Raw genomic sequence first — 23,237 nt, forward strand, 5'->3', positions numbered from 1 at the left:
CGATGCCCGGCATGGAGCTGGTCGATCTGTCGGTGCCGATCGTGACCGGGATGCCCGTCTACCCCGGGGATCCCGAGGTCGCGATCGGGCCCGCGCTCACCGTGGCGCGGGACGGCGTCAACGTGCTGGGCCTGCACCTGGGATCCCAGTCGGGCACGCACGTCGACGCGCCGTTCCACATCGACGACGCGCTGCCCACGCTCGACGAGCTGCCGCTGGAGCGGTTCGTGGGCCCGGCCGTGGTCGTGGACGCCCGTGGGCTGGAGCCGCGTTCGGCCATCGGGCCGTCGGTGTTCGGGGAGGTGAGGGCCGCCTCGATCGTGCTGGTGGCCACCGGCTGGTCGGCGCACTGGGGCACCGGCTCCTACCTGGCGCACCCGTACCTGACCGAGGAGGCGGCCGTGTTCCTGGTCGGGAGGGGCGTGCGGACCGTGGGGATCGACGCGCTGAGTGTCGATCCCACTCCGGCGCGGGACTTCCCGGCGCACCGCGTGCTGTGCGGCGCCCATGCCGTCATCGCCGAGAACCTGACCGGGCTCGACCGCCTGCTCAGGGCACAGGCGGAAGGCCGGTCGGTGGAGGTGTCGATGCTGCCGATCCGGCTCGGCGGCGCAGACGGGGCGCCCGTGCGCGCGGTGGCCCGGTTGTCGGGCCAGGCTCAGCGGGTGCCCCAGGAGTAGGTCTGCTTGCGCAGTTTCAGGTAGACGAACGACTCGGTCGCCCGTACCGCGGGGATGTCGCGGATCTTGCTGAGGATCTCCAGCAGGTGCCGGTCGCCCTCGCAGACCACCTCGACGATCAGGTCGAAGGAGCCGGCGGTGAGCACGACGTAGTCGATCTCATCGATGGCGGCCAGCTCGTCGGCCACCGTCTCCAGGTTGCCCTCGCAGGTGACGCCGATCATCGCCTGCCTGGGGAAGCCCAGCGTGAGCGGGTCGGTGACCGCGACGATCTGCATGACGCCGGCCTCCTGTAACCGCTGGACACGCTGCCGCACCGCCGCTTCGGAGAGGCCGACGGCCTTCCCTATCGCCGCGTAGGGCATGCGCCCGTCGCCCTGGAGTTGCTCGATGATCTGCTTGGACAGCTCGTCGAGCACGACCGCCGGCGCGGTGGTCGCATCGCTGCTTCGGCGTACGCGCGGCGGCGTCGTCATCGTGGGGGCTCCTCCTAGGGGTCGGCGTTACGGGAGTTTCCCGCCGGATTGCCGTCCTGGTGCGACATGCTGTCAGTTCTCAACCGTCTGTCAAGCGAATTCGTAGCAATTTGGTATCTTCACCACGAAATCCCTTGTCCAGATGCAACTACTCTGTCAGAGTCGCGACATCTCAGCTACCTCACGAGGAGGTCATACCTTGACCACCCGTCTGCAGAACTTCATCAACGGTGAGTTCGTGGACGCCAAGAGCGGCCAATTCTCTGACATTGTCGACCCCTGCACCGGAGAGGCCTATCTGCAGGCCCCGATCTCCGGCGCCGAGGACATCGACGCCGCCTACGCGGCCGCTGCCGCCGCGTTCGAGTCATGGGGACGGACCACCCCGGGGGAGCGGGCCAACCTGCTGCTCAAGGTCGCCGACGCGATCGACGCGCGGGCCGACGAGATCAACGAGGCCGAGTGCCTCAACACCGGCAAGCCGCGCGCCCGGATGGCCGAGGACGAGACGCCGGTCGCCTCCGACCACTTCCGCTTCTTCGCGGGCGCCGCCCGCACGCTGGAGGGGCCGACGGCCGGTGAGTTCCTCGCCGAGCACACCAGCGTCATCAGGCACGAGCCGATCGGCGTGGTCGGCCAGGTCACGCCGTGGAACTACCCGATGATGATGGCGGTCTGGAAGATCGCGCCGGCCCTGGCCGCGGGCAACACGATCGTGCTCAAGCCGTCCGACACCACCCCGGCCTCCACGCTCAAGCTCGCCGAGATCATCGGCAGCGTGCTGCCCGCCGGCGTCTTCAACGTCGTCACCGGCGACCGCGAGACCGGCGCCCTGGTCGTGAGCCACCCGACCGCCGCCATGGTGGCGATCACCGGCTCGGTCGGCGCGGGCATGTCGGTCGCCAAGAGCGCCGCCGACGACCTCAAGCGGGTCCACCTGGAGCTCGGCGGCAAGGCGCCCGTCGTGGTCTTCGAGGACGTCAAGGACCTGCGCAAGGCCGCCGGGGACATCGCCGTGGCCGGCCTCTACAACGCCGGCCAGGACTGCACCGCCGCCTGCCGCGTGCTCGTGCACGAGAGCGTGCACGACGAGTTCGTGGCCGCCCTCACCGAGGTCGCCGCGGGCACCGTCACCGGCGACCTGTCCAACGAGGACGCCCTGTACGGCCCGCTCAACAACGAGAACCAGCTGGCCAAGGTCCAGGGCTTCATCGACCGGGTCCCGGCGCACGCCAAGGTGCTCACCGGCGGTCACCGCGTCGGCGACAAGGGCTACTTCTTCGCCCCCACCGTCGTCGACGGCCTCAGGCAGGACGACGAGATGGTGCAGAACGAGGTCTTCGGCCCCGTCATCACCGTCCAGACGTTCACCGACGAGGCCGACGCGCTGGCCAAGGCCAACGACGTCAACTACGGCCTGAGCGGCTCGGTCTGGACCTCCGACCACGGTCGCGCCATGCGGATGTCCAACAGGCTCGACTTCGGCGTGGTGTGGGTCAACACCCACATCCCGTTCGTCTCGGAGATGCCGCACGGTGGCTTCAAGCACTCCGGCTACGGCAAGGACCTCTCGGTGTTCGGTCTGCATGACTACACCCGGGTCAAGCACGTCATGCACTACATCGGCGAATAACGCGCGAAGGACTGTTCCTGGAAATGACCGAACTGAATGCGATCGCGCTCGAGGGCGTCGTCAAGGAGTACCTCTCGCACGGTGAGGTCGTCCAGGCGGTGAAGGGCGTCACGCTGGACATCGCCGAGGGGGAGTTCTTCTCCCTCCTCGGCCCGTCCGGGTGCGGCAAGACCACGACCATGCGGATGATCGCCGGGTTCGAGGAACCCTCGCAGGGCGTGGTCAGGCTGCACGGCCAGGACGTCACGAACGTGCCGCCGAACAAGCGGGACGTCAACATGGTCTTCCAGTCCTACGCGCTGTTCCCGCACATGAGCGTGTGGGACAACGTGGCGTTCGGCCTCAAGCAGAGGAAGACGCCGCAGGCGGAGATCAAGCGGCGGGTCGGCGAGATGCTGGAGATCGTCGACCTCACCGGCAGGGAGAAGCGCCGGCCCCGCGAGATGTCGGGTGGCCAGCAGCAGCGGGTCGCGCTGGCCCGTGCCCTGGTCAACCGGCCGCGGGCGCTCCTGCTCGACGAGCCGCTCGGCGCGCTCGACCTCAAGCTCCGCCAGGCGATGCAGATCGAGCTGAAGCGGATCCAGCGCGAGGTCGGCATCACGTTCGTGTACGTCACGCACGACCAGGGTGAGGCGCTCACGATGAGCGACCGGATCGCCGTCATGAACGACGGCCTGGTCGAGCAGCTCGCCGGCCCGCGCGAGATCTACGAGCGCCCCGCCACGGCGTTCGTCGCGGGCTTCATCGGCACCTCTAATCTGCTGGCCGGCACCGCGACCGGCGGCATGCTGGAGATCGGCGGCGGCCGGGTCCTGGTGCCCGGCCACGACGGCCCGGTCACGGTGACCGTCCGCCCGGAGAAGATCACGATCTCCACCGACAAGCCCGGCGGCGACGTGAGCGCCGTGCCGGGGACCGTGGCCGAGGTGGTCTACCTGGGGACCTACAACAGCTATGCCGTAAGCCTCGCCGACGGGGCCGAGGTCACGGTGTTCCAGCAGAACGCGCACGACTCGACGACCACCGCGGAGCGGGGCGACTCCGTCTGGCTGTCGTGGCAGGCGCGGCACTCATACGCGATTGGAAGTTGACAGCACCTCATGGACCATCTGCGCAACCCCGCCCTGCTCAGGGGCGTCACCCAGCCCCGTACCCGTCGTGAGGCGTTCCGGATCGCCGGCCTGTCGGCCGCGGCCCTCGCCCTGGCCGCCTGTGGTGTGCAGGGCCAGAAGGCGGCGCCGCCGAAGGCCGACTCGGTCAAGGAGTTCTGGTCCAAGCAGACCAAGCACGGCAAGGTGGTGTTCGCCAACTGGCCGGAGTACATGCCCGAGGACAAGGGCCCGCTGGAGGCGTTCACCAAGGCGACCGGGATCTCCTACGAGTACAAGGAGGTCATCAACGAGAACGCGGAGTTCTTCGGCAAGGCCGACCCGGTGCTCCGGGCCGGGCAGCCGCTGGGCTACGACATCGTCGTGATGACCAACGGCGTCCAGCTCCAGCACATGTTCGAGCTGGGCTACGCGATCCCGCTCGACCACTCGCAGCTGCCGAACTTCGCGGCCAACGCCGGGGCCAAGTACAAGGAGCGCTCGTACGACCCGGGCAACACCTACACGATTCCCTACATGTCAGGCATGACCGGGATCGCGTACAACACCAAGCACGTCAAGGACGACATCACCAGCATCGAGGCACTCTTCGATCCGAAGTACAAGGGCCGGGTCGGGATGATGGCCGACGCCCAGGAGATCGCCAACTTCGGCATGATCGCCCTCGGCATCGACCCGGAGAACTCGACCGAGGCCGACTGGCGGAAGGCCGGGGAGAAGCTCAAGGCCCAGCGCGACGCCGGAATCGTCCGGAAATATTACGATCAGTCGTACATTGACGCCGTATCCAAGGGCGACATCTGGCTGAGCATGGCCTGGTCGGGCGACGTCTTCCAGCGCCAGCTCGCCGGCGAGCCGGTCGAGTTCGTGGTGCCCCAGGAGGGCGGCACGATCTGGACCGACAACCTGCTCATCCCCAAGGGCGCCGCCAACCCCGTCGACGCGCTCATGCTCATGGACTTCCTCTACCGGCCGGACATCGCCGCCGAGCTCGACGAGTACGTCCAGTTCGTCACGCCGGTCCCGGCGGTCCAGGACCTGTTCAAGGAGCAGGCCGCGACGGCCAAGGGCGAGGAGAAGAAGGCCCTCGAGGCCCTGGTCTCCAGCCCGCTGATGTTCCCGTCGGAGGCCGACTACGCCAAGCTGCGCAGCTACACCAAGCTCACCACGGCGCAGGAGCAGGTCTTCAACCCGATCTTCCAGTCGATCACGCAGGCCTAGGCGATGCGGCGCCTCACTCCCTACCTCCTGGCACTTCCGAGCTGGATGTGGCTGGCGATCTTCCTGGTGGTGCCGATGGCCGCGATGGCCTCGGTGTCGCTGCAGACCGGCAACGCCATCGACGGCTTCGCCATGACGTTCAGCTTCTCCAACTACGCCGACGCGCTGAGCACGTACAGCACGCAACTGGTCCGTTCCATCGTGTACGGCGGGCTCGCGACGGTGGCGATGCTGCTGATCGGCTACCCGGTGGCCTACTGGATCGCCTTCAAGGGCGGCCGGCGCAAGTCGGTGTACCTGTTCCTGCTGCTGCTGCCGTTCTTCGTGTCGTTCGTGCTGCGCACCATCTCGTGGGGCTTCCTGCTGGCCGACAACGGGATCCTGTTCGGCACGCTGAAGAGCTGGGGTGCGCTGCCCGCCGACTTCCACGTGCTGGCCACGACGTTCGCCGTGGTCGCCGGGCTGACCTACAACTGGCTGCCGTTCATGATCCTGCCGATCTACGTGTCGCTGGAGCGGGTCGACCCGCGGACCGTGGAGGCGGCCCAGGACCTGTACGCCTCGCGGACGGCGGCCTTCCGCCGGGTGGTGCTCCCGCTGTCGTTGCCGGGGGTGTTCGCCGGAGTGCTGATGACGTTCGTGCCCGCCACGGCCGACCCGGTCAACGCTCAGGTGCTCGGCGGCACCGGCAACACCATGATCGGCAACATCATCCAGATCGAGTATCTGACGAACCTCGACTACCCGACGGCCTCGGCGCTGTCGTTCACTCTCATGGCGCTGCTGCTGGTGGGGATCTTCATCTACGCCAAGGCTCTCGGCACCGAGAACGTCCTCGAGGCGGCTGCCCGATGAGGAGCAGGGGCGGCAGGGTCGGCGACCGGTTGCTGCACGCCTACACCTGGCTGGTCATCCTCTGGCTGTCGTCGCCGATCGCCGTCATGATCATGTTCGGCTTCAACGACACGCCGAGCAAGTCCAACACCAGCTGGCACGGCTTCACCCTCAAGTGGTATCGCGAGCTCTTCGAGATCTCCGACCTGACCACGGCGCTGCGCAACTCGATCTACATCGCGGTGATCAGCACGATCATCACGGTCGTGATCGGCACCATGCTGGGGCTGGCGCTCGGCAGATACCGCTTCCGCGGCAAGGGGGCGACCAACTTCCTGGTCTTCGCCGCCATCTCCACGCCCGAACTGGTCATGGGGGCCTCGCTGCTGTCGCTGTTCGTCTCGGCCAACCTGCCGCGTGACGCCATCACCATCACGATCGCGCACGTGCTGTTCTCGCTCTCTTTCGTCACGGTCACCGTACGGGCGCGGGTCGTCACGCTCGACCCGTCGATGGAGGAGGCGGCCAGGGACCTCGGCGCGACCACGTGGGGAACGTTCAGGCAGGTCACACTGCCGGCCATCCTGCCGGGCGTGCTGGCGGGCGCGATGCTGGCGTTCGCGCTGTCGATCGACGACTACGTGGTCACCAGCTTCGTCAACGGCTCGACCCTCACCTTCCCGCTGTGGATCATCGGGTCGGTCAAGACGGGAATCCCGCCGCAGGTCAACGTCATGGGTACGCTGATCTTCGGCCTGGGCGTGCTCATCGCGATCGCCAACGCGGTCGCGGCGCGACGCCGCGCCTGAGAGCATGCGTCGTGATCCCCCCGCGATGGCCGGGGGGATCGGTGTTCTCCGGCAAAAGAACAAATTCTCCGGCAAGGAACAGGTTCTCCGGCAGAAGGACAGGTTCTCCGGCAAAGAAACAGGTTTTCGGCAAAGAACAGGGAGGCGAGATCGGAGCTCGGCGGGGGGAACCCGCGCGTGATCACCATTCTGAGAAGATCCCGCAATTTAAGATCATATATTTCGTAGGGAAGTGGGATTTGTGGATCCGCTGAAGGCTCTTGCTGACGCGGAGCGCAAGCCGTACTGGCTGGACAGTCCGGCCAGACCGGAGCCGCGACCGCGGCTCGACGGCGAGACCGACGCCGACCTGGTCGTCGTCGGCGGAGGCTTCTCGGGGCTGTGGACCGCCCTGATGGCCAAGGAACGTGACCCCTCGCAGGACGTCGTCCTGCTCGAAGGCCGCCGGATCGGCTGGGCGGCCTCCGGCCGCAACGGCGGGTTCTGCATGGCGACCCTCACTCATGGACTGCCCAACGGGCTGGAACGCTGGCCGGACGAGCTCGACCGGCTCGAGCGCATGGGCGTGCAGAATCTGGACGAGATCGAGCGCACCCTGGAGCGCTACGGCGTCGACTGCTCGTTCGAGCGCACCGGCGAGCTCAACGTCGCCACCGAGCCCTGGCAACTGGAGGCGCTGCACGAGCACCTCGACGTCATCGCCGAGCTGGGCCTCGACTACGTGCCGCTGGACCGCGAGCAGATCCGGGCCGAGATCGACTCGCCGACCTACCTCGGCGGCTTCTGGGATCGCCGCGGCTGCGCCATGGTCGACCCGGCCCGCCTGGCGTGGGGGCTGCGCGAGGTGTGCCTGCGGCTCGGCGTGCGGGTCTACGAGCGCAGCCCGGTCCGCTCGATGGCCGACGACGGCTCCACCATCAGGCTGCGCACCCCGCACGGCGTGGCCACCGGCCGCCGGGTGGCGCTGGCCACCGGGGTGTTCCCGCCGCTGCTGCGCCGGCTCAAGCACTTCCTGGTGCCGGTGTACGACTACGCGCTGATGACCGAGCCGCTGTCGCGGGAGCAGCTCGCCGAGGTGGGCTGGCGCAACCGCCAGGGCGTCGGCGACTCCGCCAACCAGTTCCACTACTACCGGCTGACCGACGACGACCGCATCCTGTGGGGCGGCTACGACGCCGTCTACTACAACGGCGGCCTGGTCAAGCCCGAGTACGACCAGCGCGACGAGACCTTCGTCAAGCTGGCCGAGCACTTCGCCACCACGTTCCCGCAGCTGGCGGAGGTGCGTTTCACGCATCGGTGGGGCGGCGTGATCGACACCTGCAGCCGGTTCAGCGCCTTCTACGGCCAGGCGCACGGCGGGCGGCTCGCCTACGCGGTCGGCTACACCGGCATGGGCGTGGGCGCCACCCGCTTCGGCGCCAACGTCATGCTCGACCTGCTCTCGGGCGAGCGCACGGAGCGCACCGAGCTGCGCATGGTGAAGGAGAAGCCGGTCCCGTTCCCGCCGGAGCCGGTGCGGTCCGGGGTGATCCAGCTCACCCGCTGGTCGATCGCCCAGGCCGACCGGCACCAGGGCAGGCGCAACCTCTGGCTGCGCACGCTCGACCGGATGGGGCTGGGTTTCGACTCCTGACGGCCCCGGCGGCCGGGCCACGCCCGGCCGTCGCGGGCTTCAGACTGGTGGCATGAGAATCGAGTTCGAAGCCGGCGGGATCACCCTGGCCGGGGACCTCCGGGTGCCCGAGGAGCCGGGGCCACGTCCGGGTCTGGTGTTCACCGGGCCGTTCACGGGCGTGCGTGATCAGGTCTGCGGGCTGTACGCCGATCGGCTGGCCCGGAAGGGTTACGTCACGCTGGCCTTCGACCATCGCAACTGGGGCGAGTCGGGCGGCGAGCCGCGGTGGCACGAGGATCCGCAGGGCAAGCTGCACGACCTGCGGGCCGCGGTGTCGTTCCTGAGGTCGAGGCCGGAGGTCGACGGGGAGCGGATCGGGGTCGTCGGGATCTGCCTGGGCGGCGGATATGCCCTGAAATTTGCGGCTTTCGAGCCTCGGGTGAAGGTCTTCGCCGGCATCGCCGGGGCCTACAACAACCCCTACACGATGCGGTCCGGCATGGACTACCAGGCCGCGCTGACCGGTCTGGGCGAGGTGCTGGAGCGCCAGGACCGAGGCGGCCCGGTCGAATACCTTCCCGCCGTGGCGCGGGAGGGGGAGGCCGCCATGCCGGGCGACGAGCCGTACGCCTACTACGGCACCGGGCGCGGCGCCTCCGCGCACTGGGCGAACGAGGTCACCCGCGCCAGCCTGCGCGAGCTGATCACCGTGGACAACATGATGGGCGCCGACTTCCTGTCGCCCAAGCCGGCCCTGATCGTGCACGGGGTGATCGACCGGTTCTGCTCGCCGGAGGGCGCCGAGGAGGCGTACAGACGACTGGAGGAGCCGAAGCGGATCGTGTGGATCGACGCCAAGCGCCACATCGACCTCTACGACGCCGAGCCCTATGTCACCCAGGCGGTCGAGGCGACCGCCGGCTTCCTGCGCGAGCACCTCTAGACCGCACACGCCCCAGAAGTGCGCTGGTCGTTTTCTGCAATAAGATCGGTGTTTGTCGCGTTTGGTACATCGAACGCTCTGCTAGACCGCTCGGCGGCCGGCCTCTGTCGGTATCACCCCGGTCGAAGCCCACCTGACGGTGCGCTCCTCCGGGACGGCTCCGTCTTGACCTGGACGGAGACCCCCTTGAAGTCCTACCTGAACGTGCTGGCCACACCCGGCGCGTGGCGCTTCCTGCTGCCCGCGCTCGTGGCGCGCCTGCCGTTCGCGATGCTGCAGCTGGGCATCCTGCTCCTGGTGGAGTGGGCCACCGGGTCCTACGGCGCGGCCGGGGTCGCCGCCGCCGCGGCCGCGGTGTCGCAGGCGATCGCCGGCCCGCAGACCGGACGGCTGGCCGACAGGCACGGCCAGGCCAGGGTGCTGCTGCCGCAGGTCGCCCTGCACGGCCTCGCGCTCGGCACGCTGCTCGCCCTGGCCACCGCGCAGGCGCCGACCTCGCTGCTCGTGCTCACCGCCGCGCTGGCCGGAGCCTCGATGCCGCAGGTGGGAGCCATGGTCAGGGCCCGCTGGGCGTACCGGCTGGGCGGCTCGGCCCGGCTGAACACCGCGTTCGCGGTGGAGTCCATCACCGACGAGCTGACGTTCACGGTGGCGCCCGTGCTGCTCGTGCTGCTGTCCACCGGTTACTCCCCGGTCGTCGCGCTGCTCGTGGCGCTGGTGCTGGTCGTCGTGGGCACCACCGTGTTCGCCGGGGTCCGGACCGGCATGCCCGAGCCGGCGCCGGTCCGCGCCCGCTCGGCCGGTGGGGTGCTGCGGCTGCGCGGCGTGGTGCCGCTGGCGGTGGCGTTCCTGGCGATGGGCTCGGTCTTCGGCACCCTCCAGGTGGGCATCATCTCGCTGACCGCCGCACTCGGCACGCCCGCCTCGGCGGGCGCGATCTACGGCACGTTCTCGGCCGCCAGCGTGCTCGGCGGCCTGCTGTACGGCGCCGTCCGCTGGCGGGTCTCCGCCACCGCCCGCCTCGTCGTGGGCCTCGCCCTGCTCGCCGCCGCCACCAGCACCTTCACGGTCGCCGGGACCATCCCCCTCCTGTACGGCACGGCGGCCCTGGCCGGCCTGGTCATCGCCCCCGTGGTGATCACCGGCTACACCATCATCGACGGCCTCGTCCCCGCGGAGGTCCGCACCGAGTCGTTCACCCTGCTGGGCGGCGCCATCGGGCTGGGCATCGCCACCGGCGCCTCGGCCGCCGGGCAACTCGTCGACCAGTTCGGGCCGTCCCTGGCCTTCGTGGTGCCGCCGGTGACCACCGTGCTCGCGGCGCTGCTGGTGCTCGCGCGCCGGCGCGGCCTGCGGGCCCGGCCGCCGGCCGTCACGAGTGCGCCCGAGCCAGCACCTCTTCCGGGATGACCTTGGGCACGCCACGCAGCCCGGCGAACGCGAGCGCCGCCACCACGACCAGCATCACCGCCGCGCTGAGCCCGGTGACGTGCACTCCCTCGACGAACGCGACGCGGGCCGCGTGGATGAGCCGCGCGCCCTGCTCGGGAGGCAGGCTCGCGGCCGTGTGCATCGCCCCGGCGATGGACTCCCGCGCGGCCTCACCGGGGATGTCGGCCGGCACCCGCAGGCTGCCGCTGTAGGTGCTGTTCAGCACCGTGCCGAGGATCGCGATGCCGAGCGAGCCGCCCAGCTCGAACGAGGTCTCCGACACCGCCGCGGCGGCGCCGGCGCGTTCCTTCGGCACCGTCGCGAGGATGTTGTCGTTGTTGACGGTGAAGGCGAAGCCGATCCCCATCCCGCCGATGATCATGGGGATCAGCATGACGAGATAGTTGACCTCCAGCCCGAGGGTGCTGTACCAGAGGAACGAACCGGCGTTCATGGCCAGGCCGAGCGCCACGACGCCGTTCCGGCCGATGAAGCGGATCAGCTTGGCCGCCACGATCCCGCCGACCGCCCCGCTGAGGCCGCCCGGCAGGCCCGCGAGCCCGGCCTGCAACGGCGACCAGCCGAGCACGAGCTGGAAATACCAGGCGAAGATCAGCGACATGGCCATCATCGTGAAGATCGCCAGCAGGTTCGTGCCGATCGACGCGCTGAACGCCCGGCGCCGGAAGAGCCGCACGTCGATGAGCGGATCGGCGAGCCGGGTCTGCCGCCACACGAAGTACGCCAGGCAGGCCACGCCCAGCACGGCCGCCACCTGCACGTCGCCCTGCCCCAGCCCGTCGTGCGCCGCCTCCTTGATCGCGTAGATGACCGCCACGATGCCGATGAAGGAGAGCGCCACACTCGGCAGGTCGATGCGGCCCGCGTCGGGGTTGCGCGACTCCGGCAGCACCAGGATGCCGCCGACCAGGACCAGAGCCATGATCGGCAGGTTGATCAGGAAGACCGAGCCCCACCAGAAGTGATCGAGCAGCAGTCCGCCGACGACCGGGCCCACGGCGAACCCGGCGGCGTTCATCCCGCTCCAGACGCCGATGGCCGCGGTCCGCTCACCGGGATCGGTGAAGACGTTGCGAAGGATCGACAGGGTCGACGGCATGATCGTCGCGCCGGCGACGCCGAGCAGCGTGCGGGCCGCGATGAGGAGCTCGGGGGTGGGGGCGTACGCGGTCACCACCGAGGCGACGCTGAACGCGACCGCGCCGATGAGCAGCAGGCGCTTGCGGCCGATCCGGTCGCCGAGGTTGCCCATCGTGATGAGCAGGCCCGCGACCGCGAAGCCGTACACGTCGCCGATCCAGAGCAGTTGCGTGGCGCTGGCGCCGAGGTCGCCGACCAGCATCGGGAGCGCCAGATGCAGGACGGTGAGGTCAACGGAGAGCAGCAGCGTGGCCAGGCAGACGATGACCAGACTGGCCCATTTGTTCTTCATGCCGCCACCATCGGCGGTGGCGCTGACCGATCACCTACCGTTCGCTGACGAGCCGGGCGAGCTCCTCCTGCCCGTCCTGGATGCGCTCGCGGGTGCTGATCACGCTGTACCAGCCCTCGGGGCAGTCGGCCGCCGCCTGCGCCAGGTGGGCGCGGGCCTGCTCGAACTCACGCCGGAGCATCGCCACCTCGCCCAGCCCCACCTGCGCCCACGCCATCGTGTCGCCCGAGCCCGCCCTGCGCGACAACTCGGCGGCCCGCAGGTAGCCCGCCTTCCCGGCCGCCAAGTCACCCATGCGGCTCACCGCGTCGGCGCCGCGGCACAGGCTCTCCGCCATGTCCGGCAGCGAGCCGAGCTCCTGCGACACCTCCAGCGCCTGACCGGCCAGGGCGTGCGCGGTCGCGTATTCGCCCAGCTCGAAGGCCAGGTCGCCGAGCCCCGCCAGCACCAGCGTGATGCCCCACCGCTCGCCGAGCTCCCTGAAGATGGCCAGCGCCCGCTCGAACTCGGGTCTGGCCTTCCCGGGCTCGCCGGCTTCCTGCAGCATGAAGGCGATCCCGCACGCGGACAGCGCCCGCGGCCACGGCGCTGGAGGCTCATCCGAGCTCTTGATCAGCTCCAGCACGAAACCGACGTCACCGGGCGGCCCGGTGAACATCGCCAGCATCATCGTCAGGAACTCCAGCCCCGCGGGCATGTAGTCCGGGACACCGGAGTGCCGCAGGCCGTCCAGCCGCGCGCGCAGCGCATCGTCCGGATCACCGCTCCAGGCGGCGACCAGCACCGACAGCGTGTACTCCTCCTCCAGGCCCTCGGGGGCGCCGAAGGGCATCCCGGCCAGCAGCTCGCCGGCGAGTCGGGCACTGGTGAGCCGGTGCCCGCGCATCCACCAGTAGCAGGCGGCATTGGCCAGCAGCCGCAGCCCGAGCTCGGTCCGGCCCGCGTACGTCGCCCACCGCACGGCCGCGATCAGCTCGTCGCTCTCGTGGTCGAGCATGGCCAGCCACTCCAACTGCTCGGCCCGGCGCAGGTGCCCGTCGGCCTCGGTCACCAGCTCCAGGTAGTAGGCGGCGTGGGCCTCGCACATCGCCTCCGTCTCGCCCGCCTCGGCCAGCCGCTCGGCGCAGAACGCGCGGATCGTCTCCAGCATCCGGTAGCGACCGTCGACCACCTCGACCAGGGACTTCTCCACCAGCGCGAACAGCGTCTCCTCCGGCAGCCCGCAGACCCGTTCCGCCGCGGCGGGCGTCGCGCCGTCGGCGAACACGGTCAGCCTGGCCGCCAGCCGCTGCTCGTTCTCGTCGAGCAGGTCCCAGCTCCACGCCACGACCGCGCGGAGCGTCTGGTGCCGGGGGAGCGCGGTGCGGCTGCCGCGGGTCAGCAGCCGGAACCTGTCGTCCAGCCGGGCCGCCACGTCGGCCACCATCAGCGTGCGCAGCCGGGCCGCGGCCAGCTCGATGGCCAGCGGCAGCCCGTCGAGCGCCCGGCAGATGCTCACCACCCGCGCCGCGTTGTCCTCGCCGACCGCGAACCCCGGGCGCACCGCGGCGGCCCGGTCGGCGAACAGCCGTACGGCGGGGTAGTCGAGCGGGTTCGGGACGCCCGCCGGCGGCAGGCGCAGCGGTGCGATCGGCAGGATCGACTCACCGGTGATGCCGAGCGCCTCGCGGCTCGTCGCCAGCACCCGTAGCTCCGGGCAGGTGGCCAGCAACTGGTCGGCCAGCTCGGCGACGGCGGTCACGAGGTGCTCGCAGTTGTCCAGGACCAGCAGCAGCCTCCGGTCGGAGAGTGCCGCCGCCAGGCGGGCGACCGGATCGACGGACGGCCGTTCGGGGCCCGAGAGCAGCGGGTCGCGCAGGTCGAGCGCGGCCAGCGCGGCCTTCGGCACGTCCGCCCCGTCGGCGACGGGCGCCAGCTGGACGACGCAGACGTCGCCGTCGGCCCGCTCGGCGGCCTCCATGGCCAGCCGGGTCTTGCCCGCCCCGCCCGCGCCGATCAGCGTGACCAGCCTGGCCCGCCGCAGGTGGGAGTCGACCTGGCCGAGCTCCTCGGAGCGGCCCACGAAGCTGGTGAGCTGGGCGCGCAGGCCCTGCCTGGACACGCGGGCGGGCCCGCCCGGCTGCGGATCGCCTCTGAGCAGGGCACAGTCCACGCCCAGCGCCGGATCGGCCCTGAGCACGGCCAGGTGAGCGGCCGACAACTCCACGCCCGGCGCGACGCCCAGCTCGTCGTCCAGGATCCGCCGGGCCTCCTCGTAGACGGTCAGCGCCTCGGCCTGCCGGCCGCTCCCGTACAGGGCGCGCATCAGCTGCGCCCGCAACCGCTCGCGCAGCGGATGGGCGGCGGTCAGCTGCCGCAGCTCGGCCACCAACTCGCGATGGCGGCCCAGCTCCAGGTCGGCCTGGACGCGGTCCTCCGCCGCGGCCAGGCGCAGCTCCGCCAGCCTGGCCGCGGCCGCCTCGGCGCGCGGGGCGTCGGCCAGCGGGTGGCCGCGCCACAGCTCCAGCGCTTCGCGCAGCAGCGTGGCCGCGTGGTGGGCGTCGCCCGCGGCCAGCGCCTTCCGGCCCTCGCCGGCCAGTCGCTCGAACCGCCGCGCGTCGACGTCCTCCGGGTCGGCCGCCAGCCGGTAACCCGTCGGATGGAACTCCACCCGGTCCCTGCCCAGCGCCCGGCGCAGCCGCGACACCTGCGACTGCAGCGCGTTGGCCACACCCTCGGGCGGCTGCTCGCCGTACAGGCCGTCGACCAGGTACTCGGCGCCGACGACGCGGCCCGCGTCGAGCGCCAGGAGGGTGAGCAGCCCGCGCACCCGGGGACCGCCGAGCGAGACCGGCTCGCCGTCGTCACCCAGGACCTTGGCCGGGCCAAGGATTTCGAAGCGCATGCCCCGATTATCGGGGCTGCGGCAAGATGGCGGCGATCTCGCCATATGTCGGTATAGGCGGCGTCCCCCCGTCCCGTACGGCGAGCACGGCGGCCAGCGCGCCCCGCAGCGAGGCCCGGTACAGCAGCGAGCCGGTGCTCACCCTGGCCACCCCGACCCCGGCCAGCTCCGCCAGCGTCGGCCCGTCCGGCTGGTACAACACGTTGACCGGCAGCGACGTGCTCTCCACCACCCCGGCGACCTCGCCCAGATCCCTCAGCCCCGGTACGAAGAGGCCGTCGGCGTGCGCGTACGCGCTCACCCGCTCCCGCGTGTCGCCGGTCTTCAGCCAGCACGTGTCGGTACGGGCGTTGACGAAGACGCCGTGGCCCAGCGCGGCCTCGATGATCCTCTGGTGCAGCTCGACCGGGCGCAGCGTGCCGTCGGTGCGGCCGTCCTCCAGGTTGACGCCCGCCACGCCCAGCGCGGCCAGCTCCGCGACCAGGTCGGACACCTCGGCGGGGTCGTCGCTGAAGCCGCCCTCGAGGTCCACGGTGACCAGCACGCCGAGATCCATCACCTTCCGGGCCAGCTCGATCGTCTCGGCCTTCGTGACGCCCGCCGCGTCGGGCTTGCCGTGCACGGCGGCCACGCCGAGGCTGGTGGTCCCGATGGCCGCGAACCCGTGGGCCGCCAGGAACGCCCCCGAGCCGTAGTCCCAGGCGTTGGGCAGCAGTAGTGGGTCGCCTGGTCGATGCAGGTCACGAAATTTCATGATTCCTCCTTCAAGCCGTCGCCTCCGGCCCGGCCGCCGGGCCCGTCGCCGAGGCAGGCATCGAGCACGCCGGCCGCCAGCGCCAACCCGTGGGCCGAAGCGGGACAGGGCCGCACCCCGGCGCCGAACGTCAGGTGCGGCGTCGCCCCCCGTGAGGCGTCGAACCGCCCGGGGTCGGCGAACACATCGGGATCCCGGTTCGCCGCCACCAGATCGATCACCACGTCGTCCCCGGTCGCCAGATCGACCCTGCGCGTGACCTGGATCGGCGGATCGTGCCGCAACGTCTCATGCAGCAGCCCGTCGACGCCCCCGGCCAGGTCCGCCTGCCTGGAGGCGAACCCCTGGCGCCGGTGATCTCCGCGGAGGTCGCGTTCGGGCACGCGGTTTCCGGCCGCGGCGTGGGTCAGGGCGTTGCGGATCAGGCCCTCCGTGGCCGCGTGCGCCTGGAGCAGGAGCGTCAGGACGACAACGGCGTCCCCATGGTCGCCGTCACGGTCGCCGTCGCTGTCGTCGGCGGTGAGGAGGGCGACCAGCGACGCGACCGCGGCGTCGGCGGCGGGGCTCCCGTCGCCGGACAGGTAACCGGCCGCCACCGCCTCGACCAGCGGCACGGGGACGTCCACCCCGAGCGCCGCCCCGAGCACGGCCGTGGGAACCCCCTCCCAGGAGCCGTCACGCGACAGCGTCGCGTCCCGGGCGGCCCGCCTCAGCGCGCCCGGATCGATCGCGGCCAGCCGCTCGACCAGCGGCCGCCGCCGCTCCGCGTGCGCCGAGCCGCTGCTGAACCTGGAGACCCGCCCCCGCAACCAGCCCAGCGTGTGCGCGGCGGCCTCCCGGCGCACGGGCGGCGGCACGTAGCGGGTGTCCGAGAGGACCGCGACGGCCTCGTCGTGACGTGTGATGACCATGCGGCCCACGCTAGGCCGGGATCCCTTCGTCCCCCGTCGAAGCATGTCAGGCGGTGATCCTGTCGGGCCGCCGGTCAGGAGCGGGGACGGCGGCGGCGGGGCGGGTTCGCCGCGCGGACGTCAGGGCCATGACCACGATCAGCCCGATCTCCGACAGCACCAGTGCGCGTTCGAGCAGCCCGTAGTAGGCGCCCCCGTTGATCAGGGACGAGAGGAACGAGGCCGGGTGCGCGGCCAGATAGGCGGCCAGGGTCAGCGCGGACGTCAGGCTGACGGCCCTGACCAGGTTCCAGCGCGGCAGCACCTCGCGCGCCCTGGCCAGCGTCCAGCCGGCGACGGGCAGAGCGGTGAAGACGACGGCGGCGGCCCAGCGGTGGATCTCCCCGCCCAGTGAGCTGACGTCGGAGAACCTGGGGTCGGTGGGGAAGAGGGCACTCAGCATCAGGCCGGCGGCGGTGGCCATCAGCAGCACCCGGGTGGCCGCGGTGCGGGCGGGCTCGCGGGTCGCCAGCCCGTACGCCAGGAACAGGCAGGCGCCCGCGAGAGCCAGCATGCCGATCAGCACGGGCGCCATGCCGCCGGGGACGAGCGCGTAGTCGCTGATCAGCGGCTGTCCGGGCAGCGTCACCTCCGCGTAGGCGAGGCAGGCCATGGCGGCCAGGGCGCTGAGCACGGTGGTCCAGCCGATGCTTCTCGGCGTCATTGCGTCACCTCATCGTAGATCCGCTCGAACCGGGCGAGGGAGGTCTGGTGGTCGTGCCTCAGGGCAAGCTCGCGGCTGGCCCGGCCGAGGCGGGCGCGCAGCTCGTCGTCGGTCAGGATGGCGCTCAGGTGACCGGCCAGGCCCATGACGTCGCCGGGTTCGAACAGGTAGCCGTTACCGTCCACCAGGTGCGGCAGGGCCATCGCGTCGGCGGCGACCACCGGCAGGCCGCTGGCCATGGCCTCCAGGGTGGCGATGCTCTGCAGCTCGGCCACGCCCGGCATGGCGAAGACGTCGGCCGCGGCGAACGCCTGGGGCATGTTCTCGTCGGGCACGAAGCCGAGGAAGGACACCCGCTCGCCGACCCCGATGCGCTTGGCCAGCCGTTCCAGCTCAGCCCGCTGGCTGCCCCGCCCGACGATCGCGACCTGGGCGTCAGTGCTGTTGAGGACGTGCGGCAGCGCGCGCAGCAGCTCGCCGAGGCGCTTCTCCTCGTCGAGGCGGCCGACGAACAGCACGGTGGGCCGGTCGGGCAGGCCGAGCAGCTTGCGCGCCCACGCCTTGGGCTCGGCGTGCGGGCGGAACCGCGCCAGGTCGATGCCGCAGGAGATCGGCTCCACCTCGCGGGTGAAGCCCTGGTCGGCGAGCAGCCTGGCGGCCAGCGGAGTGGGCGTGGTGACGCGGTCGGCGCGGTTGAAGACGCGGCCGAAGTCGCGCCAGGCCAGCCGGCCGGCCCGCTCCCTCAGCCGGCCGGGGATGTGGCCGAACTGGAACAGGTTGTCGGGCATGAAGTGGTTGGTGGCCACCACCGGCACTCCGCTGCGGCGGGCGGCGGCGATGGCGGCCCGGCCGACGACGAAGTGGCCCTGGGTGTGCAGCACGTCAGGGGCGATGGCCGCCATCAGGCGGTCCAACCGGGTCGGGACCGTGACCCGCATGGTGGGGTGCACGAGCAGCGGCGCCGAGCGCAGCCGGTGCACGATCACGCCGTCGGCCACCTCGGCGGTGGCCGGGCCCTCGGCCGACTGGCAGATGACGTGCACCTCGTTGCCGCGCTCGGCCAGGCCGGTGGCCAGGCGGTGGGTGAAGTAGGCGGCGCCGTTGACGTCGGGCGGGTAGGTGTCGGTGGAGATCAGCACCCGGCGTGGTCGCGAGGGGACGGGCACGAGCTCGGTGACGTCGGCGACGGTGCTGCGCAGGGGCATGGCCATGGGAGGACTCCAGTTCGGGGAACACCGGCCGGGTGGGGAGGGCCGGGCAGCAGATCGAGGAGAGAAGGGAGAGAAGATCGGACGTGGCAAGGGGAGAGCGGGCGGGTCAGTGGCGGGCCTCCAGCGGGGTGGTCCTGGCCAGCGCGACGGTCCCCGCCGCGGCCAGCGCCGCCGCGGCCATCGGGACGATGCCCGAGGGCAGCGGTTCGCCGAGCAGCAGCGCGCCGAAGGCGACGGCGGTGAGCGGGTCGGCGATCTGCAGCGAGGCGAACGAGACGCCGAAGTGGCCGACGGCGTAGGCCCGCTGCAGCATCATCAGCGCCAGCAGCGCGGGCACCGGCAGCGCCAGCAGGTACCACCAGTTCCAGGCGCCGTCCACCAGCACCCGCATGAGCGTGGCGGTGGCGCCGTAGAGCACGCCGGAGCCGGTGGCCAGCAGGGCGGCCCGCCCCGCCGCGGAGGCGATCTTCGAGCCCGCCCACAGCAGCGACGACGCGACGCCGGAGACCGCCAGCAGCGTGGCCACCCCGGACGGCCCGAGGTGGGTCGGCCCGTCCGACTCCGGCACCAGCAGCACCAGGCCGATCAGCCCGGCGGCCACCACGCCGGCCGCGGTCAGCTCCCGCCGCGAGGGCCTGCGGCCGTGCAGCGTGGCCGCGATGGGCAGCGCGAAGAGGAGGCTGGCCACGCCCATGGGCTGCACCACGGTCAGCGGGCCCAGCCCGAGGGCGACGATGTGCAGGCCGCCGCCGGCCAGGATGGACGCTCCGCCGGCCAGCCAGCGCGGCCTGCGCAGCAGCGCCGGCAGGCCGGGTTTGGCGGTGCCGGACGCCTCGTACTGCTGCAGTGCCGCGCCGAGCGCGAAGAACAGCGAACCGACCAGGGCGATCAACGCGGCCAGCACGGTCATGCCGACTCCTCTCAGCTGGATGGTTGCCGGGCAGGGTCAAAGGGACGTGTCCACCGGGAGGCGCTCGGGAGAAGCCTGGATGGCGCGTCGCTTCCTGATCCAGCGCACGGCCTCGACGATCCCGGTGATGGCGAGCGCGGTGCCGAGGCCGAGCAGCAGCCCCCTGACGGGGTCGTTCTCGAACGCCATCCCGCCGAAGAACCCGATGAGGCCGGAGTACACCGCCCAGGAGGAGGCGGCGATCGCGTCGAAGAAGGTGAACGAGCGCCGCGGGTAGCGCACGGCGCCCATGGTCAGGGTCGTCGCGGTGCGCCCGCCCGGGATGTAGCGGGCCACCACGAGGACCAGCCCGCCCCGCTCGGCCAGCGCGTCCCTGGCCCACACGAACGCCTTGCGCTCGCGCAGCCTGCCTCCCGACCTGTTGCCGATCAGATAGGAGATGTGGTCACCGGCGAACGCGCCGAGGGCGGCCACCAGCATCACCAACGCCAGATTCGTCTCCCCGGAGGCGGCGAACACCCCGGCGGTGATCACGGACGTCTCGGCGGGCACGATGGGAAAGAACCCGTCGAGCAGGGCCAGCGCGAACAACGCCGCGTACAACCAGGGCGACGACATCGCCTGCTGGACCAGGTCCAGGATGGCGTGCGACATCAGGGCGAACTCCGATCGTCAGGGGTGTCTTCAAGCCTGTCGGCGCGCGGTGCGCTGGGACATCGGGGAAACCCCCGGTCGGACGCGGGCCCGTCCCCGAGAGGGATCAGGGCCCGCACCCCGTGAACCTGGGGATCCCCGCTGGTCGCACCTCCCCGAATCCCGTCAGGGCAGGTGCCGCGACCGCCGGTGACACATATCGATCAAACCGGCTGGGAAGGCGGAACACAGGAGTGCGGGTATCCGCATTCGCGGTGGGGCTGGCCCTACCGCGACGGGGGACTCCGCCCCACCACGCATCCCCCGTACCGGGGAGACGGATATCCCTGCGGGCGGGAACACCGCGGGGACCGTGCAGACTCACACCATGAGCCAGCAAAAGCCCGGAGCAGCCCGCATCACCGCGGCGGTCGTGGCGGTCGCCGCCATGCTTCCCTACCTGACGCTGAAGATCTTGTGGATGACCGGCAGCTCGCTGGGCATCAACGATCCCGACCTCATGAACGACCCGACCATGGCCGGGCTCAACGCGATGACGTTCGGCATGGACGTGGTCGGGCTGCTGCTCGCATTGGCCTTCACCGTGCGGCAGGGCATGCGCCTGCCCGCATGGCTGGTGTTGCTGCCTCTGTGGGTCGGCACCGGGCTGCTCACGATCGTGGTGGTCATGGTGCCGCTCGGCGTGCTCCTCGAAGGCACCGGGATCTTCAGCACCGGCGGTCCGATCGAGCCGTGGGTCTACATGATGGTCTATGGCGGGTTCGTCGCGCAGGGCGTCGGGCTGACGGTCGCGTTCGCGCTCTACTCACGCGACCGCTGGCCTACTGCCTTCAGGACTCCGATCGGCCACGGCCCCACCAGCGTGACCATGCCGCTCCAACGGGTCGTCGCCCGGGGAGCGCTGCTGATGACCGTGCTGCTCGGCGGCATCCGCCTCTACTGGGCCCTCGGCGGGAGAGCCGGGCTGCCCGAGGAGATGGCCGGCCTCTACCCGGCGACCGCCGCGCTCCAGGACGGGCTCAAGGGCCTGCTCGCCATCGGCGCGGGCCTCGGGCTGGTCATCCTGGTCAACGGCCGGGGAGGCAGGCCGGTCTGGCAGCCGCTGAGCGTGGCCTGGCTGGGCACGGGGACGATGTTCGGCTGGGGCCTCTACACAGTGATCATCGGGCTGTCGGGCGGGCCGCTCAGCGAGGGGAGCGCGGGTGGCGTGCTGGCCTTCGTGAACCTGTTCGAGATGCTGACCGGTCTGGTGATGGGGATGTGCGGGGCGTTCCTGCTGGCCGAGCGCTCAGGCGTGGGCCACGTGCAGGCGGCGCAGCAGCCGCTTGAAGGCGAAGATCGAGAACGTGATGGCCAGCCCGCTGATCACGGCCACCGCTGACGTCCGGAGCAGCATGAACGTGCCGAGCGACTGGTGCAGCGCCAGCCAGATGCTCACCGTCGAGTTGGCCAGCAGCACGAACGCCCACAGCAGCGTGATCCTGGCGAAGAACCTGCGCACCCGCTCGTGCCGGAGCACCGCCGACGGCAGGTGGATGTAGTCGAGCGTGAGCTTCTGCACGAGCGGCTTGTTCAGCCGCACCGAGGCCAGGAACGCCATGCTGATGCAGATCGTGCCGAGCTCGGGCTGGATGAAGTAGACGACCCAGCTCCCGGTCCAGAACCCCACGGCCGCTCGGGCGGTGATCGCGATCGCGGCCAGGATCATCGTGGCCGGCACCCGGATCCCCCTGATCAGCCGCCACGCCACACCCAGGTAGACCCAGGAGACGGCCGCGATCAGCGCGCCGGTGAGACCCAGCACGGCCAGGGCCGCGTAGAACACCGCGAGCGGCGCCACCACTCCTTCGAGCAACCGGGGAATCGCCTGTCGAGCCAGGGTGGTGAGGCGTGGCAGGGCCACCGGGGGATGGTTCAAGGGTTACTCCGCAGATAGGCCGACGACCGGCGACTACCCGGGCTTCGGGGGACCAGGCTTGCCGGATGGACCGCTCGGGGTTACCTCAAGGTCACCCCGGCGCGTTTGGCGGTGCACCGGTGGTTTACCGTACCTGACGGATCGGCGGGCCTGTGCCTCTTTTGACACGTTCCAGTTGTGTCGATCTACCCGGACAAACCACCACACATCCCGTACGCCTCTCCGCGCCGGGCGGCCACAGTCTCCGTGGCCTGGAGGCTCGGGCTCAGCCCAGCGAGGTGGTGGCGAGCTTGGCGCCGAAACCGAGGAACACCGCGCCCACCCCCGAGGTGAGGCCGGCGCTCAGGCGGCGGCGCGAGCGGAACTGGCGGGCCAGGAAGGTGCCGCCGAAGATCAGGCCCGTCAGGTAGAGGACGCTGAAGACCTGGATGATCGCCCCCAGGATGAGGAACGACAGCGCCGGCGTGGCGTAGCCCGGGTCGACGAACTGGATGAAGAACGAGACGAAGAACAGGATCGCCTTCGGATTGAGCAGGCTGATCGTGAGCGCCTTGCGGAACGGCCTCGGATGCCGGGGGATGATCGGACGATCGGCCGGCTCGTCGGCCGCGGGCTCGGCGCGCCATGCCCGCCAGGCGCCACGGATCATCTGGAAGCCGATCCACGCCAGATATCCGGCGCCCGCGTACTTCACGATCATGAACAGCACCGGGTTCGACCGCAGCAAAGAGGCCGCCCCCGCGGCGGCGAGCGCCATGAGCACGGTGTCACCGACGAACACGCCCGCCGCGGCCCGGTAGCCCTGGCGGACACCCTGCTGCGCGGCGAGGGTGAGGACGTACACCGAGTTCGGTCCCGGCAGCAGGATGATGAAGAACGCGCCGACGATGTACGTCCAGAGGTCGGTGATACCGAAGAACATCTGGTGACTCCCGGGGAAGTGATGACCAAGTCACGATATCTGGGACAACGTCCCAGCCGCTCTCCCGGGTGCGCCGGTTGAGGATCCCGGCGGTCTCGCCATCGAGCGCCGGACACCGGTGATGACAGAGCGTTACCATGGGTCACGTTCAGTGTTGACGCCG

21 protein-coding genes are annotated in these 23,237 nt (G+C 70.8%); 10 read left to right on the forward strand and 11 right to left on the reverse strand.

Annotation, left to right across the window (positions count from 1 at the left end; genetic code table 11):
* Positions 1-11: 11 nt before the first annotated feature.
* Positions 12-680 carry a cyclase family protein gene (locus AB0C16_RS29570; protein ID WP_357687464.1) on the forward strand — a complete coding sequence of 223 codons (669 nt, stop codon included), beginning with the start codon at positions 12-14 and terminating at the stop codon, positions 678-680.
* Here AB0C16_RS29570 and AB0C16_RS29575 read toward each other — a convergent pair.
* Positions 659-1,156 (reverse strand): Lrp/AsnC family transcriptional regulator, encoded by a 498-nt coding sequence (locus tag AB0C16_RS29575; RefSeq protein ID WP_357687466.1) that lies wholly within the window; start codon positions 1,154-1,156, stop codon positions 659-661. The two genes, AB0C16_RS29570 and AB0C16_RS29575, sit on opposite strands and share 22 nt — an antisense overlap.
* A gap of 199 nt (positions 1,157-1,355) precedes the next feature.
* Between AB0C16_RS29575 and AB0C16_RS29580 the strand changes: the two genes are divergently transcribed.
* The 8 genes from AB0C16_RS29580 to AB0C16_RS29615 all read left to right on the forward strand — a co-directional run bounded on the left by AB0C16_RS29580 (position 1,356) and on the right by AB0C16_RS29615 (position 10,733).
* Positions 1,356-2,789 carry a gamma-aminobutyraldehyde dehydrogenase gene (locus tag AB0C16_RS29580; RefSeq protein WP_357687467.1) on the forward strand — a complete coding sequence of 478 codons (1,434 nt, stop codon included), beginning with the start codon at positions 1,356-1,358 and terminating at the stop codon, positions 2,787-2,789.
* A gap of 23 nt (positions 2,790-2,812) precedes the next feature.
* Positions 2,813-3,880 carry an ABC transporter ATP-binding protein gene (locus tag AB0C16_RS29585; RefSeq protein WP_357687469.1) on the forward strand — a complete coding sequence of 356 codons (1,068 nt, stop codon included), beginning with the start codon at positions 2,813-2,815 and terminating at the stop codon, positions 3,878-3,880.
* A 9-nt stretch (positions 3,881-3,889) separates the two neighbouring features.
* Entirely contained in the window at positions 3,890-5,119 is a 1,230-nt protein-coding gene (locus AB0C16_RS29590) for a spermidine/putrescine ABC transporter substrate-binding protein (RefSeq protein WP_357687471.1), read from the forward strand.
* A 3-nt stretch (positions 5,120-5,122) separates the two neighbouring features.
* The gene (locus tag AB0C16_RS29595; RefSeq protein WP_357687473.1) at positions 5,123-5,974 is read left to right on the forward strand and encodes an ABC transporter permease; all 852 of its coding nucleotides are present in this window, start codon (positions 5,123-5,125) and stop codon (positions 5,972-5,974) included.
* Entirely contained in the window at positions 5,971-6,762 is a 792-nt protein-coding gene (locus AB0C16_RS29600) for an ABC transporter permease (protein WP_357687475.1), read from the forward strand. Before AB0C16_RS29595 ends, AB0C16_RS29600 begins: the two co-directional genes overlap by 4 nt.
* Before the next feature lie 241 nt (positions 6,763-7,003).
* On the forward strand, positions 7,004-8,398 hold the full coding sequence (locus AB0C16_RS29605; protein ID WP_357687522.1) for an FAD-dependent oxidoreductase: 1,395 nt from the start codon (positions 7,004-7,006) through the stop codon (positions 8,396-8,398).
* A 52-nt stretch (positions 8,399-8,450) separates the two neighbouring features.
* Positions 8,451-9,323: an alpha/beta hydrolase gene (locus tag AB0C16_RS29610; RefSeq protein ID WP_357687476.1), complete on the forward strand. Its 873-nt coding sequence runs from the start codon at positions 8,451-8,453 to the stop codon at positions 9,321-9,323.
* Between the two features lie 186 nt (positions 9,324-9,509).
* Positions 9,510-10,733, forward strand: a complete 1,224-nt coding sequence (locus AB0C16_RS29615; protein WP_357687478.1) for an MFS transporter — start codon at positions 9,510-9,512, stop codon at positions 10,731-10,733.
* On the opposite strand, the gene AB0C16_RS29620 is transcribed toward AB0C16_RS29615, so the two are convergent.
* The 8 genes from AB0C16_RS29620 to AB0C16_RS29655 all read right to left on the reverse strand — a co-directional run bounded on the left by AB0C16_RS29620 (position 10,696) and on the right by AB0C16_RS29655 (position 20,234).
* Positions 10,696-12,207 (reverse strand): MFS transporter, encoded by a 1,512-nt coding sequence (locus AB0C16_RS29620; RefSeq protein ID WP_357687480.1) that lies wholly within the window; start codon positions 12,205-12,207, stop codon positions 10,696-10,698. The two genes, AB0C16_RS29615 and AB0C16_RS29620, sit on opposite strands and share 38 nt — an antisense overlap.
* 34 nt (positions 12,208-12,241) lie before the next feature.
* Positions 12,242-15,091, reverse strand: a complete 2,850-nt coding sequence (locus tag AB0C16_RS29625; RefSeq protein ID WP_357687482.1) for a BTAD domain-containing putative transcriptional regulator — start codon at positions 15,089-15,091, stop codon at positions 12,242-12,244.
* Positions 15,092-15,098: 7 nt separating this feature from the next.
* Positions 15,099-15,845: an isocitrate lyase/phosphoenolpyruvate mutase family protein gene (locus AB0C16_RS29630; RefSeq protein WP_357687483.1), complete on the reverse strand. Its 747-nt coding sequence runs from the start codon at positions 15,843-15,845 to the stop codon at positions 15,099-15,101.
* Positions 15,842-16,756, reverse strand: coding sequence for a cytochrome P450 (locus tag AB0C16_RS29635; RefSeq protein WP_357687485.1), 915 nt, complete (start codon positions 16,754-16,756; stop codon positions 15,842-15,844). The genes AB0C16_RS29630 and AB0C16_RS29635 overlap by 4 nt, the downstream gene beginning before the upstream one ends.
* A 46-nt stretch (positions 16,757-16,802) precedes the next feature.
* Positions 16,803-17,459: a DUF998 domain-containing protein gene (locus tag AB0C16_RS29640; RefSeq protein ID WP_357687487.1), complete on the reverse strand. Its 657-nt coding sequence runs from the start codon at positions 17,457-17,459 to the stop codon at positions 16,803-16,805.
* On the reverse strand, positions 17,456-18,670 hold the full coding sequence (locus AB0C16_RS29645) for a glycosyltransferase (RefSeq protein ID WP_357687489.1): 1,215 nt from the start codon (positions 18,668-18,670) through the stop codon (positions 17,456-17,458). The genes AB0C16_RS29640 and AB0C16_RS29645 overlap by 4 nt, the downstream gene beginning before the upstream one ends.
* Positions 18,671-18,776: 106 nt before the next feature.
* Positions 18,777-19,580, reverse strand: coding sequence for a DMT family transporter (locus tag AB0C16_RS29650; protein WP_357687491.1), 804 nt, complete (start codon positions 19,578-19,580; stop codon positions 18,777-18,779).
* A 36-nt stretch (positions 19,581-19,616) separates the two neighbouring features.
* On the reverse strand, positions 19,617-20,234 hold the full coding sequence (locus AB0C16_RS29655; RefSeq protein ID WP_357687493.1) for a DedA family protein: 618 nt from the start codon (positions 20,232-20,234) through the stop codon (positions 19,617-19,619).
* Between the two features lie 367 nt (positions 20,235-20,601).
* On the opposite strand from AB0C16_RS29655, the gene AB0C16_RS29660 reads away from it, so the two are divergent.
* A complete protein-coding gene (locus AB0C16_RS29660) occupies positions 20,602-21,615 on the forward strand; it encodes a hypothetical protein (RefSeq protein WP_357687495.1) in 1,014 nt (337 codons plus the stop codon).
* On the opposite strand, the gene AB0C16_RS29665 is transcribed toward AB0C16_RS29660, so the two are convergent.
* Both AB0C16_RS29665 and leuE read right to left on the reverse strand, forming a co-directional pair.
* Positions 21,523-22,137 carry a VC0807 family protein gene (locus AB0C16_RS29665; protein ID WP_357687497.1) on the reverse strand — a complete coding sequence of 205 codons (615 nt, stop codon included), beginning with the start codon at positions 22,135-22,137 and terminating at the stop codon, positions 21,523-21,525. The two genes, AB0C16_RS29660 and AB0C16_RS29665, sit on opposite strands and share 93 nt — an antisense overlap.
* Positions 22,138-22,417: 280 nt before the next feature.
* Positions 22,418-23,074, reverse strand: a complete 657-nt coding sequence (gene leuE, locus AB0C16_RS29670; protein WP_357687499.1) for a leucine efflux protein LeuE — start codon at positions 23,072-23,074, stop codon at positions 22,418-22,420.
* Positions 23,075-23,237 lie beyond the last annotated feature (163 nt).

It is taken from the genome of Nonomuraea sp. NPDC048916 (genome assembly GCF_040649575.1).
Taxonomy (GTDB): Bacteria; Actinomycetota; Actinomycetes; order Streptosporangiales; family Streptosporangiaceae; genus Nonomuraea.